At 73.3% G+C, this 15,090-nt stretch carries 14 protein-coding genes; 7 read left to right on the top strand and 7 right to left on the bottom strand.

Annotated elements, in window-relative coordinates; all coding sequences use genetic code 11:
- Positions 1 to 105: 105 nt before the first annotated feature.
- Together HPS36_RS06395 and HPS36_RS06390 are read right to left on the bottom strand one after the other, a co-directional pair.
- Positions 106 to 1,758 (bottom strand): ABC transporter substrate-binding protein, encoded by a 1,653-nt coding sequence (locus HPS36_RS06395; protein WP_173229227.1) that lies wholly within the window; start codon positions 1,756 to 1,758, stop codon positions 106 to 108.
- A gap of 221 nt (positions 1,759 to 1,979) precedes the next feature.
- Entirely contained in the window at positions 1,980 to 3,629 is a 1,650-nt protein-coding gene (locus HPS36_RS06390; protein ID WP_173229225.1) for a GTPBP1 family GTP-binding protein, read from the bottom strand.
- Between the two features lie 128 nt (positions 3,630 to 3,757).
- Between HPS36_RS06390 and HPS36_RS06385 the strand changes: the two genes are divergently transcribed.
- The gene (locus tag HPS36_RS06385) at positions 3,758 to 4,603 is read left to right on the top strand and encodes an HFX_2341 family transcriptional regulator domain-containing protein (RefSeq protein ID WP_173229223.1); all 846 of its coding nucleotides are present in this window, start codon (positions 3,758 to 3,760) and stop codon (positions 4,601 to 4,603) included.
- Between the two features lie 336 nt (positions 4,604 to 4,939).
- Here the strand turns inward: HPS36_RS06385 and HPS36_RS06380 are convergent, their stop codons facing one another.
- Positions 4,940 to 5,944 carry a transcription initiation factor IIB gene (locus tag HPS36_RS06380; RefSeq protein ID WP_137717030.1) on the bottom strand — a complete coding sequence of 335 codons (1,005 nt, stop codon included), beginning with the start codon at positions 5,942 to 5,944 and terminating at the stop codon, positions 4,940 to 4,942.
- A 163-nt stretch (positions 5,945 to 6,107) separates the two neighbouring features.
- On the opposite strand from HPS36_RS06380, the gene HPS36_RS06375 reads away from it, so the two are divergent.
- Positions 6,108 to 6,629, top strand: a complete 522-nt coding sequence (locus HPS36_RS06375) for a DUF7858 family protein (RefSeq protein WP_121600400.1) — start codon at positions 6,108 to 6,110, stop codon at positions 6,627 to 6,629.
- A gap of 24 nt (positions 6,630 to 6,653) precedes the next feature.
- Here the strand turns inward: HPS36_RS06375 and HPS36_RS06370 are convergent, their stop codons facing one another.
- A complete protein-coding gene (locus HPS36_RS06370) occupies positions 6,654 to 7,472 on the bottom strand; it encodes a P-loop NTPase family protein (protein WP_173229221.1) in 819 nt (272 codons plus the stop codon).
- Positions 7,473 to 7,552: 80 nt separating this feature from the next.
- A complete protein-coding gene (locus HPS36_RS06365; RefSeq protein ID WP_173229220.1) occupies positions 7,553 to 7,984 on the bottom strand; it encodes an HIT family protein in 432 nt (143 codons plus the stop codon).
- Positions 7,985 to 8,112: 128 nt separating this feature from the next.
- Here HPS36_RS06365 and HPS36_RS06360 point away from each other — a divergent pair, with 128 nt between their 5' ends.
- The 4 genes from HPS36_RS06360 to HPS36_RS06345 all read left to right on the top strand — a co-directional run bounded on the left by HPS36_RS06360 (position 8,113) and on the right by HPS36_RS06345 (position 12,525).
- Positions 8,113 to 8,415: a DUF7091 family protein gene (locus HPS36_RS06360; RefSeq protein ID WP_121563453.1), complete on the top strand. Its 303-nt coding sequence runs from the start codon at positions 8,113 to 8,115 to the stop codon at positions 8,413 to 8,415.
- Positions 8,416 to 8,497: 82 nt separating this feature from the next.
- Positions 8,498 to 9,691, top strand: a complete 1,194-nt coding sequence (locus HPS36_RS06355; RefSeq protein WP_173229218.1) for a hypothetical protein — start codon at positions 8,498 to 8,500, stop codon at positions 9,689 to 9,691.
- 108 nt (positions 9,692 to 9,799) lie between these two features.
- Positions 9,800 to 11,668, top strand: coding sequence for an ABC transporter substrate-binding protein (locus HPS36_RS06350; protein WP_173229216.1), 1,869 nt, complete (start codon positions 9,800 to 9,802; stop codon positions 11,666 to 11,668).
- On the top strand, positions 11,665 to 12,525 hold the full coding sequence (locus tag HPS36_RS06345) for a phosphatase PAP2 family protein (RefSeq protein ID WP_173229214.1): 861 nt from the start codon (positions 11,665 to 11,667) through the stop codon (positions 12,523 to 12,525). Before HPS36_RS06350 ends, HPS36_RS06345 begins: the two co-directional genes overlap by 4 nt.
- Positions 12,526 to 12,568: 43 nt before the next feature.
- Here the strand turns inward: HPS36_RS06345 and HPS36_RS06340 are convergent, their stop codons facing one another.
- Positions 12,569 to 13,228: a DsbA family oxidoreductase gene (locus HPS36_RS06340; protein ID WP_173229212.1), complete on the bottom strand. Its 660-nt coding sequence runs from the start codon at positions 13,226 to 13,228 to the stop codon at positions 12,569 to 12,571.
- Between the two features lie 109 nt (positions 13,229 to 13,337).
- On the opposite strand from HPS36_RS06340, the gene thiD reads away from it, so the two are divergent.
- The gene (gene thiD / locus HPS36_RS06335) at positions 13,338 to 14,186 is read left to right on the top strand and encodes a bifunctional hydroxymethylpyrimidine kinase/phosphomethylpyrimidine kinase (RefSeq protein ID WP_173229210.1); all 849 of its coding nucleotides are present in this window, start codon (positions 13,338 to 13,340) and stop codon (positions 14,184 to 14,186) included.
- A 25-nt stretch (positions 14,187 to 14,211) separates the two neighbouring features.
- On the opposite strand, the gene HPS36_RS06330 is transcribed toward thiD, so the two are convergent.
- A complete protein-coding gene (locus HPS36_RS06330) occupies positions 14,212 to 15,009 on the bottom strand; it encodes a ZIP family metal transporter (RefSeq protein ID WP_173229209.1) in 798 nt (265 codons plus the stop codon).
- Positions 15,010 to 15,090 lie beyond the last annotated feature (81 nt).

Here is a 15,090-nt window from a genome sequence, read left to right as displayed (position 1 = left end):
CGTCGCCGACCGCCCGGAAGGGCCGCGTTTACGACTCGATTCCGACCCGAGCACGGACCGCCCGGGGTCGCTCCGTGAATCCGATCTCTCGGTCGGCGCGTCCGATTACCGGGTCACGGTGACGCCGTCCAGCTGGATCTCCGTCGAGATCGGGTGCGAGCTGAAGCCCTCCACGACGTTGCGCACGCCGTAGGAGTTGTTCAGGTTGTACGCCGGGAGGTGGACGCGCCCTTCGAGCAGCGAGGTCGTCGCCTCGATGTAGAGCTGCCGCCGCTCCTCGCGGTCGGCCGACTCGCGGGCCTGCGTCAGCTTCTGCGAGGCCTCCTCGTAGTCGTGGAACGTCCCGTTCGTCACGCCCTCCGTCTCCTTGCTCAGCAGGTTGTACGCGAACGTGTCCGGGTCCGGCGAGCCGGACCAACCGAGGGTGTACATGTTGTAGTCGTCCTCGTTGCCGGTGACGTACGCGTCGAGGAAGGTGCCCCAGTCGAGGCGCTGGACTTCGACGTTCTGGAAGCCAGCGTTCTGGAGCCCGTCGCCGATGGAGATGCCGATCTGTTCGCGCTTGTCGTCCGGCGGCACGATGATCCGCCAGTTGTAGTCCATCGGGACGCCGGCCTCCTCGAACAGCGCCTGCGCCTCCTCGAGGTCCTGCTCGTGCTGGATGTCGGACCACTCGTCGGTCGGGAAGTCCCACTCCTCGGAGATCGAGGACGGGAACGGGCTGTTCTGACGGACGCCGGCCGGCTCGACGAAGTTCTCGACCGCCTGGTCCATCGAGACGCAGTAGTCGACCGCCTCGCGGACGAGCGGGTCGCTCGTCGGTCCCTCGCCGCAGTTGAACGCGAGGTAGAAGTACCCGATGCCCGGCTCCTCGGTCAGCGTCGCGCTCTGGTTCGCCTCGACCGTCTCGTACAGCTGCGGCGGGATCGACTCGATGATGTCGACGTTCCCGGTCTCGAGCTCGGTGACGCGCGTCGTCTGCTCGACGATCGGCTCGAACTCGACCGTACCGATCTCCGGCAGGTTCTCGCTGTCCCAGTAGTCGTCCCACCGTTCGAGCGTCGCGTAGCTCTCCGGCTCCCACTCGCTGAGCTTGAACGGCCCGGAGGTGACCGGGTCCATGTTGTACGCCTCGGTGTCCTCCTGGCGCACGGAGGCGTTGACGACGCTCCGCGCCATGGCGATCGTGAACGCGCCGTACGGGTACTTGAGGTCGAACTGCGCGGTGGTCTCGTCGACGACCTCGCCGGTGTCGATCATGTCCACCTCGGAGGCGTTCTGCGTCTCCTCCTCGATGGGCGCCATCATCGTGTGAACGACGTCCTCGGCGGTGACCGGGTCGCCGTTCTGGAACTGGGCGTCCTCGCGGATCGGGACGATGAACCGCGTGCCGTCGCGCTCGACGGTGGGCATGTCCGCGGCAATCTTCGGCTCCAGGCTGACGCCGTCGCCGTACTCGTAGAGGCCGTCGAAGATCCGCCCGGCGATCTGCGCGGACGGCACGTCGTTCATGACCACGGGGTCCATGTCGAGCGGGCCCTTCGCCTGCGCGAAGTACAGGGTCGGGGCGCTGCCGCCGTCGCCGCCGTCGCCGCCGTCGGACCCGTCGCTGCCGTCGGACCCGTCACTGCCGTCGCCGCCGGACCCGTCGCCGCCGTCTCCGCCGCCGGCACACCCGGCGAGCAGGAGCGAGGTGCCGGCCGCGCTGCCGGCGAGGACCTTTCGTCGCGAAATTCGTTGTGTGCGTTGTCGACGCATACAGCGGTCGTCTTGTTTCACTCTAATAAGTATTTTGGGTCGTCCTGCCCATACGGTCATCTCCGGTCGATTCGTCATCATTTTGTGCGTATTCTTCCCCGCGAACGTCGTCCGAATCAGGAAGAAACGACTGCCGGGATCCGAACCACGCCGGTCGGTCCGCCCGGTCGAACGCCTCGGTCGAGGCGTCCGGCCCTCGCGCGCAGCGCGATCGGCGCCGCTCAGCGCCCGCCCGACGACGGCCCGTCGCCGCCGGTGTCCGTCACGGTCCCGACCCCCTTGCTCGACCCCTCGCGGAAGACGAACCGCTGCCCCTCCTCGATCAGGTACGGGCGGAACTTGAAGCGGACGCGCGCCTCGCCCGTATCGCCCGGGAGCAGGCGGCCCTCCTCCGGGAAGAACGCCGCCGCCTCGGAGACGGTCTCCAGGTGGACCACGGGCTCGTACCCCTCCTGGATCCGGGTCGGGTGGTTGAGCACCATCACCTCGGCGTCGAACTCGCGGACCGGGTCCGGCTCCGCGTCGCGAGGGACCAGGGCCATCCCGCGCTCGATCTCGGCCTCGTCGACGCCCTTCAGCGCGATGCCGACGATCCGCCCGGCGGTCGCCTTGTCGACCCGGTGGTAGTGCATCTCGATCGACCGCGCCTCGACCTCGCGGAAGGAGCCGTCTGGCATGGGACCGAGCAGGAGCTCGTCGCCGGTCTCGACGGTCCCCGAGTTCACCGTGCCCGACGCCACCGCGCCCACGCCCGTCACCTTGTAGCTGCGGTCGACGTACATCCGGAACGTCTCGCGGTCGGGCGTCGCCCGCTTCGGCAGCCGCTCGAACAGGCGGTCGAGCGTCTCGATCCCGTCCTTCGTCACCGCGCTGGTCCGCAGCAGGGGGACGACGCCGTCGCCCACCTCCGCGACCGCGGTGTCGACCCCGTGCCGGCCGACGAGCAGCGGCGTCTGCCCGGCGTCGCGCAGCATCGACTCGACCTCGCGTTCCACCTCGGCGAGCCGGTCTTCGCTCACGGCGTCCGCCTTCGTGACCGCGACGACGGTCGGGAGCTCGGTGGCGAGGAGGATCCCGAGGTGCTCGCGGGTCGTCTTCGTCGGGCCGTCGTCGGCGGCGACGACTAAGAGCCCGTAGTCGAGCTTCTGTCCCACCAGCCCGCGGATCGTCGTCCGGAGCCACGGCTCGTGCCCGACGGTGTCGACGAAGGAGACGAGCCGGTCGGCCGCCTCCACGACGCCCGCGCGGTCGGCCTTCCGGTGCGGGTTGTCCATCCGCACCGGCTCGTCGGCGTCGTCGGCGAACCCGTACACGGCGTACGAGAGGTCCGCCGAGAGGCCGCGCTCGACCTCGTGGGGCTGGACGTCGAGGAAGCCGCGCGTCCCGCCCTCGCCGTCGTCGGCGCGCCCGGTGACCAGCGTGCCGACCAGCGTCGACTTCCCGTGGTCGACGTGGCCCGCGGTGCCGACCACGAGGTGGTCCTCGTCGGCCTCGAACACGCCGCCGTCGCGGAGCGTCGCGAGACCGACGAGCCCCGCCTCGTCGCCGTCGCCGCCGTCGCCGGCGCTCCACGTCTCGGCGTCGGCGATGTGGGCGTCCGCCTCGTCGGCCAGGAGGGAGAGCACGTCCATCGTCTCGGAGAAGGCCTCCGGGGAGATCCCGGCGAGCCCCCCGTCGTCGGTCACGCCGAGGACGTAGGTCGCCTCGCCGTCCCCGGAGAGGACGCGGTGGCGGAGCTGGGCCACGAGCGACTCCATGCGCCCGTCCGCGAGGTGGACCTCCCGCGTAAGCCGCTCCTTGAACTCGATCGCGCCGCCGTCCCGCTCGCCGCGCTCGATGGCCCGCCTGAGGGCGGACCGGTCAGCGCTCATGTCCGCTCGTAGGCGAGGGCCGGGCTTAACGGTTTTCGTGGTACGTGCCCCCACGACACGTGATCGGCCCCAATCGGTCGGGAGCGCTCCGGCGAGCTATTTAACCGACCGCCGCGGACAACGACGGTATGGACACCTCGGTCCCCAGCGTCGCCGAACGCCGCGTCCACGTGGTCCCGCTCGGCTACGAGCGCGACCGGATCGTCGAACCCCTCCGGCGCCACGGCGCCGATGTCGCCTACCTCCTCGTCGACGCCCCCGACCGCGACGGGGACCGCGGCGACGTGGACTTCGACGCGGCCGGCGCCGCCGACCCCGCGGACACCCGCGTCGACCCCGACGGGCTCACCGACTACCAGCGCGAGGCGTGGACGGCCGCCGCCGAGTTCGCCGAGGTCCGGCCGATCCCCGTCGCGCTCGCGGACGTGTACGACGTGCTCGGCGTGACGACGACGGTCGCCGCCCGCCACCGCGCGGGCGCCGAGGACGGCGACCGCCTCTTCGGGAACGTCTCGACCGGGCCGCGGATCGCCGCGGTCGGCGTCGCGCTGGCCTGTATGATCGTCGGCGCGCGCCCGTACAGCGTCGAGCCCGAGCGCCACCGGCACGACCGGCGCGAGGAGCCGCTCACCGAGGGCGTCGCCCGAACCGTCGACCTCCCGATCTACCCGATGGACGCTCCCACCACCGATCAGGTGGCCGTCCTCGGTCGGCTCCACGAGCGCGCCGAGGAGAACGTCACCACCGACAAGTGGAACCTGATCGAGTGGGCGCGCGAGCGCGACCTCACGTTCCTGCGCGAGGCCGGCGAGAGCCGGACCGCGAAGTACCGCGCGCTGGAGACGCACGTGCTCTCGCCGCTGCGCGAGCGCGGCTACGTCGAGTTGGAGGACATCGGCCGGTCGGACACCGTCCGGCTCACCGAGATCGGTCGCCGCGTCTTCTTCGCGTTCAAACACAAGATCGACGGGTGACTGGGCCGCGCTCGCTCCCCGAACGGTGACTTCGACACGCACGACGCGAGCGGTCCGATTCGACCGCGTTGTTCGGTCCATCCGTACTGTCGACGGCTAACGTAGAATTATCCCCCGCACTTCGATTTAGTTGCGTGACGCCCGCCGGGCGGTCGGGGCGCCCTCCCTGCCCTCCACACCGCCTGTCCGCTATCAGCGGTCGGTCGCCGCCCCCAACCGGCGGCGGTCGGTCGCCGCCGGCTTCCGGTCGGCGACGGTCCCCGCTGACGCCGCCGCGGCCGTCCGACGGATCGTCACGAGGCGACGGCGCCGCCGTCGCCGTTCTCCGCCGCGCCCTCACTCCTCCGTCAGGTCGACGTACGTCCGCCGGACGGTCACCGGCGTCACGCCGGCCGCGTCGGCGGCCTCCTGCTGGGTACACTCGGCGTCGAGCTCGCGGGCCGCGGTGTAGAGGCAGGCGGCCGCGACGCCGACCGGGTTGCGGCCGTTCGCGATCCCCTCCTCGACGGCGCGCTCGGCCAGCTCGCCGGCGCGGCGCTCGACGGCCGGGTCGCAGCCGAGGTCGCTGGCGAACCGCGGGAGGTACTCCGCGGGGCCGCTCGGCGCGATGGGGAGGCCGAGCTCGCGGTTCATCGCGTCGAAGGCGGCCCGGTGCTCGGCCTCCGTCGCCTTCGCCTCGGCGCACACCTCGCCGACGGTGCGGGCCACGTCGGCGGTGCGGCAGGCGACGTAGACGCAGGCCGCGGCGAACCCCTCGAGCGAGCGGCCGCGGAGCAGGCTCTCCTCCTGTGCGGAGTCGAACAGCGCGCAGGCGCTGTCGCGGACGCTGTCGGGCAGCTCCAAGACGCCGGTGAGCCGGCGGATCTCGGTGTAGGCGTACACCTTGTTGCGGTCGCGCTTCGTCGAGATCTGCGCGCGGTTGTGCTGGGTCCGCATCCGGGCGAGCCGCCGGCGCTTGCGCCCCTTCACCTTCGTCGACCGACCGATCTCCGTCGAGAGGCCGCGGTCGTGGCGCGACCGCGTCAGCGGGGCGCCGGTGCGTTTCGGGTCCGTGTCCTCGTCGTCGAACGACCGCCACTCGGGGCCGTGGTCGATCCGGTCGGCCTCGACGACCAGCCCGCAGTCGGCGCAGACGCGCTCCGCGTCCTCGACGCGCGTGCGGCCGCCGCACTCCGGGCACGTCTCGCGGTCGCCGGCCTCGTCGGCCGTCCGGCTCTCGTCGCCGGTCGGGCTCCGCTCCGCGACGGCGGCGCGGTCGGCGGTCGCCGCGCGGTCCGTCGTCGCGGCGTCGTCGGTCTCGGTCCGGGGCGAACGAACGCGGGTAGAGCGTGCGTCACTCATCACACGTCGAACTCGGGCCCGATGCCTTACTTAAACCCGGGCGAATCGGCGGTCGATCGGCCGGATCGGCGCCGCCGAACCGACCGGTTACCGGTCGGTGATCGCGCGGCCGACGGCGCCGCAGTACGGTGGTTTTAACCCGCCGCCCGCGCCATCGCCTCGCATGACGCTGTCGGAGATCGCGGCGGGGGTCGAAGTCACCTCCCGCCAGCGCGACCGGGGCGTGGCCCTCGCGGACGACACGGAGACGCCGCTCGTCGACCGCCTGTCGGCCCACGCCGACGCGCTCCCGTGTACGCCCGAGGCGACCGCCACGCTCGTCGACGCCTACACCGCCGGCCGGAGCGTCGGCGACGCGGCCCGCGAGGCGGGCGTCTCCCCGATGACCGCCGCGAAGGCGCTCCACCGGTGCGGCGTCGCCGGGGTCTGCCCGCTCTCGCCGACCGGGCGCGACGTGGTCCGCGACTGGCTCGCCGGCCGGACCTCGCGCAGCGAGGCCGTCGAACTCGCCGGCGGCGACGAGGCGGACTTCGCGCTGGCGACGTACGTCGAGACCCACGACCCCGTCGAGCCCCTCGCGGAGGCGGTCGACGCGCAGGTCGCCGGGTCGGCGCCGCTCGGCGACGGCCTCGGCGCCGACGACCCCCTCGGCGACGCGCTCGGCTCCACCGACGGACTGCGGTGAATCGCGGCTCTTCCTCAACTCGTCTCAGGGCGTGAACCGCTCGACGAGCCCCGGCTCCGGGAACTCCACGCCGAGCGACGCGTCGAACGCCGCCTCGTAGGCGGTCGCGATCGCTCGCGCGTACGCGCCGTCCCCCGTCGCCGCCGTCGGCGCGGCCGCCACGTCCGGGTCGGTCGCCGGCACGCGGACGGCGCCGGACTCGCTCCCGTCGTCCTCGCCGTCCCCGGAGCCCGCCCGTTCGACGGCGAGCGTCGCGTCGAGTCCCCCGCCCACGTCGGCGACGCGCCCGCGGAGCCGCTGGGCCGCGTCGCGCCCGTGGGCCGTCGCCGGCCTGACCGCGACCGCGCGGTCGGCGGTCGTCGCGGCCGCGACGGCCTCGTTCGACCCGACCGGGGCGGCGTCGACGACCACCGCGTCGTACGTCGTCGCCGCCTCGTCGATCCGCCGCTCCAGCTTCCGGGCCGCCTCCGCCGTCTTCGCCCGCGCGACCCGCTCGAAGGGGGCCCGCGCCGGCACCGCGTCGACGCGCCCGGGGAGGTCCGTCGCGTCCCCCTCGTCGTCGCCGGAGTCGCCGACTCCGGGGCGCCCGGCGCCCGAACCGGCGCCGGCGATCGGGTACGCCGCCGCCGACAGCGCCGCGTCCGGGTCGTCGGTGAGGAGCGCGGTGAGGTCGGGGTCGATCCGCCCGGTCACGTACTCTGAGAGCCCCTGCGTGGTGAACGCGGCGTCGACGACCGCGACCTCGGCCCCGTCGCGCGCGCCCATCGCCGCCAGCTCGACAGCGGTCCGCGTCGTCCCCGCGCCGCCGGTCGCCCCGACCAGCGCGAGCGTCGTCGCGTTCATACGCCGGCCTCGCCGGAGGTCGCTTGTAAAAATCGCGAAGCCGCGTCGCGGTTCGTCGGGCCGCGGCCCGGCCCGTCCCCTTACTCCGCTATCGCGGCCGCGACCTCGTCGGCGACGGCGTCGAGCTCGTCGTCCGAGAGGTCGGGCCGGGCGCCGGCGACCGCGTGGATCGGCGCGCCGCCGTCGCCCTCGAACCGCGGGACGACGTGGACGTGGACGTGCGGGACCTCCTGGCCGGCCGCCTCGCCGTCGTTGACGCCGACGTTGGCGCCGTCCGCGTCGACCGCCTCCTCGATCCGGGGCGTGAGCGCCGCGACCGCGTCGAACAGGTCGCTCGCGAGGTCGGCGTCGAGGTCGCCGACGTGCTGGGCGTGCGACTTGGGGATCACCAGCGTGTGGCCGCGAGCGAGCGGGTTCGCGTCGAGGAACGCCAGCACCGAGTCGGTCTCGTGGACGGTCCGCGACGGGATGTCGCCGGCGACGATCGAACAGAAAATACAGTCGTCGGACATGGCCGACCGATCGCTCGGCGCTCTCATCAAGGTTTCCCGCGGCGACGGTCCTCGCCGACCCGGAGCGCGTCGCGACCGCGGCGCGCTCCGCCAACGGACCTATATCCGCCGCGCCCGGTACGGTTGGTATGGACGACCGGCTCGAACGCGTCATCCGCCAGCAGCTCCGGAAGGCGGGCAAGCAGTTCGAGGAGGCCAAACGCGCCTACGCCGAGGGGCGCGACGACCCGGAGGGCAGCGCGGCCGCCGCGGCGCGGTTCGACCTCCCGACCGACGACGCCGGGCGCGCTCGCATCGTCTGCCGCCGCCACGCCGAGCGCCGGACCGTGCCGGTCGACGACGAGGGGCGTCCCGCCTGCTTCGAGTCCGGGCACCCCGACTGCGAGGGCTGCGCGGAGGACGTCCGCGACGGGTTCGTCGAGACGTGGTGAGCGCCGCGGGCCGCGAGGCGCCCGGGCGGTCGCGCCGCGCCCCACCCGAACTGGTTTGTTCTCCGGCGCTGTGGTGCGGCGCATGAACCGGCTCGGCGCGGTCGTCGCGCTCCTCGCCGTCGTCGGGGTCGGGCTCGCCCTCTCCGGGGCCTTCGCGGGCGTCGCCGAGGAGCCGCGGGCGGACGACGTCGCGGACGACCGGCTCATCGAGGTCGACGGCGACTACCGGCTCTGGCCGTACACGAGCCGGAGCCGGACGGTCGAGGGGCGCACCCTCGCGATCAACGTCGTCTTCCACGCCGACGCCGAGGCGACCCGGGCCGCCATCGAGGGCGACCCGGGCACCGACTGGGAGGCGACGCCCCCCGACGAGGCCACGGCGACCGCCGGCGACGACGACCAGCTCCGCGAGGTCGTCGGGCGCGACTGGCGGGACGCCCGCAGCTCGCTCCGCTACTCCTACGTCGAGGGCCCGGACGGCGGCGCGTGGCTCGCCGAGACGTTCGAGCTCCACGACGGGCGGTACCTCGGCGTCCGCGACCACCTCCGCGCGTACGAGTCGCCCGACGGCGCCTACACCGCGATCCAGGCCCACGAGGAGTACTACGACTGGTTCCGGCTCCGCCACACGGTCCCCGACATCGACGCGCCCGCGACGCGGCTGGAGGACGACTTCATCGAGTCGGGCCGCGCGACCGACGTGCGCCGCGAGTACCGCGGCATCGACGGCGGGCGCAGCGACGGCTGGCTCTCCGTGATCGAACTGGCGGCGACCGCGGCGCTCGCCGGGGCGCTGCTCCGCCGGCGCACTCGCGAGGCGGCCGTCGACCTCCTCGGCCGACTGCGGACCGACGCGCGGCGACACGCCGCGGCCGCGACGCTCGGGGTCGCGCTCGGCGCCGTCCTCGTCGGCGTCCGCGTCGCGGGCGTGGCGCTGGAGACGGCGCTCCCGGCCGTGTCGCCGAAGGCCATCGCGGCCCCGCTGTACGTCGTCCTCGCGGCCGGGCTGCCCGCCCTGGTCGCCTGGCGCGCGCCGCGGTCCGACCCGGTGGCCGCCGCCGCGGCCGTCGTCGTCGGCCTCGGCGCCGGCTTCCTCGCCGACTTCGCGGCGCTCGGGGTGACCGTTCCCCCCGACCTCATCGTCCACCGGGTGGCGCTGCTGGCCGCGCTCGCCGTGGTCGCGATCGGGCGGGCGACGGCCGACCGACCCGTCGCCGTCGCCGGGCTGTTGGCGTGGGCCGTCGGCCTGGCGCTCCCGCTGGCGGACCTGATCTGACGGCGGAACGGACGCTCGCGGCGACCAGCGCTCCCGACGCGACCTCTCGGCGCGCCGACAGCACAGAAGAGATATATCCGGTGGCGGAAAACAGGGGGAGACGAACCGATGGCCCGACCGATCAGCCGACGAGCCGCGCTCACCGGACTCGGCCTCGCGGCCGCCAGCGCCGGCTGTCTCGGTCGCACGGAGAACATCGCCGGGCGGGACCCCCACTCCCAGCTGACCCTGGAGATCAACACCACGCCCGCGGACGCGGACCCGAACGGCATCCGCATCGCGAGGCAGCTCGAGGAGCACCTGACCGCCGTCGGCGTCGACGTCCGACTCAACACCGTCGGACAGACCGACCTCTGGCGGAAGGTGCTGATAAACCAGAACTTCGACGTCTACGTCGGGCAGTTCGTGGAGACGGACCCCTTCGACCCGGACGCGCTGTACGGGCTGACCCACTCGCAGTTCGTCGCGGAGCCGGGATGGCAGAACCCCTTCGGGCTCACGGAGATCGCGGTCGACGACCTGTTGGAGCGACAGCGCCGAGCGACCGCCGGCGAACGGACCGACGCCGTCGCCGCGCTCCAGGAGACGGTGTGCGACCTCCAGCCGTTCTCCGTCGTCGCGTTCCCCGACGCCCTCACCGCCGTCCAGGAGAACCGCTTCGAGGGCTGGACGGAGGACCGCCAGCCGGTGTCGGTCTCCGGACTGCTCGGCCTCGACCGCGCGACCCCGGAGGGCGAATCGGCCGACGACGGCGACGCGCCCGGCGGCAACGCGACGGCCGCGGACGCCGACGACGAGTCCGGGCGCGTGCTCAGACTCGTGACGACCGACGACCGGATCACGCAGAACTGGAACCCGATCGCCGCCGAGTTCCGGCGGCACGGCACGTTCACCGGACTCCTGTACGACCCGCTCGTCCGCGCGGACGGGGAGTCGATCGTCCCGTGGCTGGCGGCCGACTGGGAGCGGGTCGACGCGACCGCCGTCGACGTCACGCTCCGCGACGCCCGGTGGCACGACGGCGAGCCCGTGACGGCGGACGACGTCGCGTTCACCTACCGGTTCCTCCGCGACACCTCGCTGGGGAGCGTCGAGACCTCGGTGCCGACGCCGCGGTTCCGCGGGCGGAGCTCCCTCGTCGAGGACGAGCGCGCCCTCGACGACGCGACCGTCCGACTCACGCTGCCCGACGTCAACGACCGGGTCGCCGCCCGGGCGCTCCAGGTGCCGGTCCTCCCGGAACACGTCTGGGCCGACCGGACCGAGGCGGCGACGATCGCCGGCTTCGAGTTCGACTTCGAGACGACGGAGGCGGTGGTCTCGAACAACCCCGACCCGGTCGGGAGCGGCCCGCTCCGCTTCGTCGAGGCGACCGCGGAGGAGTCGGTCGTCTTCGAGCGGAACCCCGACCACTTCCTCGTCCGCCCGGCGCCGGACGCCGACGACGAGACGGCGGACCCCCGCGCGGGGATCCCGCCGCGGTACCACGGGAAGCCGGCCTTCGACCGGCTCCGCGTCGAGGTGCTGCCGTCGGACATCTCGGCCGTGGAGGCGGTCGCCGAGGGGCTCGCGGACGCGACCGCCGCGAACCTCGGCCCGGCCTCCGTCCCGCGGATCGGCCGCTCGGACGCCGCCAGGCTCGTGAGCGGTCGGTCGGCGGCGTTCTACCACGTCGGCTACAACACCCGGCGGAGCCCGCTGTCGAACCCCCGCTTCCGGGCGGTCGTCGCCCGGCTGATCGACAAGGCCGCGCTCGTCGACGAGGCGTTCGACGGGTACGCGAAGGCGGCCGCGTCGCCGCTGGCGGCGTCGCCCGACGCGGTGCCGTCGTCGCTCGCGTGGACCGACGGGCGCGACCCGGTCCACCCGTTCTTCGACGACGACGGGTCGCTGGACGTCGCGGCCGCCCGCGAGGCGTTCCGCGAGATCGGGTATCGCTTCGACGACGAGGGGCGGTTGCTCTCCCGGGGCCGATGACGCCGTTCCTCTCGGTCGTCGCGTCGGTCGTCGCGTGGGTCGGGGCGATGCTCGCCGCCGCGTCGCTCGCGGTGGTCGGTCCCGCCCGGCTCCGGGCGGCGTGGCGCGGGCTCCGCGGCCGGATCTGGGACGCCCGTCGGGCGATCGCGCTCCTCTGCGTGGTGCTGCTCGCCAGCGCCGTCGGTCGGGGCTCGCTCCAGACCGTCTCCAGGCTGTTCGGCGTTCAGGCGACGGCGCTCATCTACGCGCTGGAGGGCGGGTTCGTCGCGTGGGTCCAGGCGACGTTCGCGGCCCCCGCGCTGACCGCGTACTTCTCGTGGGTGTACGTGTACGGCTACGCCTTCCTCCTCTCGTTCCCGGTGATCGCGTACCTCGCGCTCCCGCGGACGACGGCGCTCAGGCGGCTCCTCGTCGCCTACGCGCTCAACTACGGAATCGGGCTGGCGCTGTACACGCTCGTGTTCGCCTACGGCCCGCGGAACGTGATGCCCGACATGGTGACGCCGCTCCTCTTCACCAACCAGCCGGACGTGATGCTCCTCGCGAGCGAGGTGAACGTGAACACGAACGTCTTCCCGTCGCTCCACACCTCGCTGGCGGTCACCGTGGGGACGTTCGCGGTCCTGACCCGCGAGGCGTTCCCGCGGTGGACGCCGCTTGCGGTCCCGCTCTCGCTGTCGGTCGTCGTCGCGACCATGTACCTCGGGATCCACTGGCTCACCGACGTCGTCGCCGGGTTCGCGCTCGCGTTCGGCTGCGTCGCGCTCGCGTACCGGCTCGTGGACCCGCGGAGCGACCCCGTCGGGTCGCGGAGCGACGCGGCCGAGGAGCGGTCCGAGGCCGGCGCGGACGACTGACCGCCGGTCCCGGCGTCCCGTCGGCGCGGCGCTCTCGCCCCGATCAGACGCCCTCGACGAGCCGTCCGAGCTGTTCGGGCGGGACCGCGCCCCGGGCGGCGTGGCCGTCGTACGCGAACGTCGGGACGCCGGTGACGCCCCGCCGCCGCGCGGCGTCGAACATCTCGGTCACGCGCTCGCGGAGGTCGTCGTCGCCGAGCGCCTCGTCGACGACGCCCGCGTCGAGCCCGTCGACCTCCGCCGCGATGTCGGCCAGCACGTCGCGGTCGCCGATGTCCCGGCCCTCCAGCCACAGCGCGTCGAAGACGGCCTCGTCGAACGCGAGCCACGCGTCCGGAGCCGTCTCGCGGACGCGGACCGAGACGACCTGCGCGGGCAGCGAGTCCACGTCGGTCGCGAGTTCGAGCGCCATCTCGTCGGCGCCGTACTCCTCCTGGAGCCGCCGGACGTTCTCGCGGGCCTGCTCGTAGTACTCGTCGTCCTTCCCGGTGTCGGCGTCGTGGTCGATCTCGCCGTCCGGGCCGCGCTGCCCGGCGCGGAGGTCGAACGGGTGCCAGTCGATCGCGAGCGGCTCCTCGCGCGCCTCCTGGTAGTTCGAGAGCGACCGCCGCCCGAGGTAGCAGAACGGACAGACGTAGTCGGAGTAGACGGTGATCGCCTCGCGCTCGTCGGCGCCGGTCGCGGCGTCGGAGTCGGTTGCCATGCCCGCCGGTACGCCGCGGAGCCGAAAAGGTCGTTCGGCGACGGCAGGCGCCGTCCGAGCGCGCGATCGAATCACCACCAATTAATATCACTAAGTTGTACCACCGCGTATGCCCGAGTACGACCCGGTCGACCCGCCGGTCGCGCTGACGGTCGCCGGCAGCGACAGCGGCGGCGGCGCCGGAATCCAGGCCGACCTGACCGCGATGACCGCCCACGGCGTCTTCGGCGCGTCGGTCGTGACGGCGACGACCGCCCAGAACACCCGCGGCGTCGAGGACGTGAACCCGCTCCCGGCCGACCACGTCGCGGCCCAGTACGCGGCGGTCGCCGACGACTTCGACGTGCGCGCGGTCAAGACGGGGATGCTCGCGACCGCCGAGATCGTCGAGACGGTGACCGAGGCGGTCGCGGACGCCGACGCTCCCCTCGTCGTCGACCCCGTAATGGTCGCGGCGACCGGCGACCGCCTGCTCTCGCCCGCGGCCGAGGCGGCCTACGAGGGCCTGGTCGCGGCCGCGACGCTCGTCACGCCGAACGCGGACGAGGCCGCGGTGCTGACCGGCGACCCGGTCGAGACGCCCGCCGACGCCGAGGCGGCCGGGCGCGAGCTGGTCACGCTCGGCGCGGAGGCGGCGCTGGTGAAGGGCGGACACCTGACGGGCGGGAAGGCCGGCGACGACGCCGTCGTCGACACGCTCGTGCGGGCCGAAGAGGCGGGAGACTCCGAGTCCGCCCCCGCGGTCGACCGCTTCGAGACGCCGCGGGTCGACACCGACGCGACGCACGGCTCCGGCTGCGCGCTGTCGAGCGCGATCGCGGCGCGGCTGGCGCGGGGCGAATCGGTTCGCGAGGCGGTCGAGGCCGCGGTCGAGGGGATGACCGAGGCGGTCCGGCGCGGCTACGACGTGGGCGAGGGGCCCGGCGCGGTCAACCCGACCGTGCTGGGTGCTGAGTGAGGGCCGCCCGCTCGGCCCCGGGCGATCACAGGTACGCCAGCGGGACCATCAGCGCGACGCCGAGCGCGATCCCGCCGACGAGGACCGGCTTGCCGCCCCGCGGGAGGTCGGCGCCCGTTTCGAGCGCCTCGGGGACGAACTCGGTGAGCACGAGGTAGATCATCGCGCCCGCCGCGAAGCCGAAGCCGTACGGGAGGACCTCGCGGGCGTACCGCACGAACGCGAACGCCATCACCGCCCCGATCGGCTGCGGGAGGCTGGAGAACACCGACCACCACACCATCTTCCACTTCGAGACGCCCATCGACCGCAGCGGGATCGAGATGGCCGTCCCCTCGGGGACGTTGTGGATCGAGATGGCGACGGTCATGAACACGGCCAACAGCGGGACGGTGAAGCCGAACAGCGTGGTGCCGCCCTCGAGCCCGAGGTCGGCGAAGGAGACGCCGACAGCGATCCCCTCGGGGAAGCTGTGGACCGTCAGCACGCCGAGGATCAGGATCAGCTTCTTGAAGTCCGCCTCGGCGTACTCCCTCGGATCGATGTCGGCGTCCAGCAGCACCTCGTGGGCGATGACGACGAGGACGACCCCCGCCAGCATCCCGACGCCGATCTCGACGACCGTCCCCTCCGCGAGTCCCTCCTGGACGAGGCCGAACAGCGACGCCGCGAGCATGATCCCCGACGCGAAGCCCCACAGCGCCACGTTCCCGCGGTCGCTGATCGTCTCGAAGAAGAAGAACGGGAGCGCGCCGATCCCGGTCGCCAGCGCCGTGATCAGTCCGGCGACGAACACGAACGCGTAGGCGTCGATAGCGACCATTCGTTGGCGAGGCTACGACGCTCCCGGTGATAATTCCGCGGGACGCCCCCACGATCCGGGAATCGGTCGCCATCCGGGCCC

Source organism: Halorubrum salinarum (genome assembly GCF_013267195.1).
Classification (GTDB): Archaea; Halobacteriota; Halobacteria; order Halobacteriales; family Haloferacaceae; genus Halorubrum; species Halorubrum salinarum.
The sequence above is the reverse complement of the archived record's forward strand: the minus strand, read 5'-3'. Positions and strand labels throughout refer to the sequence as shown.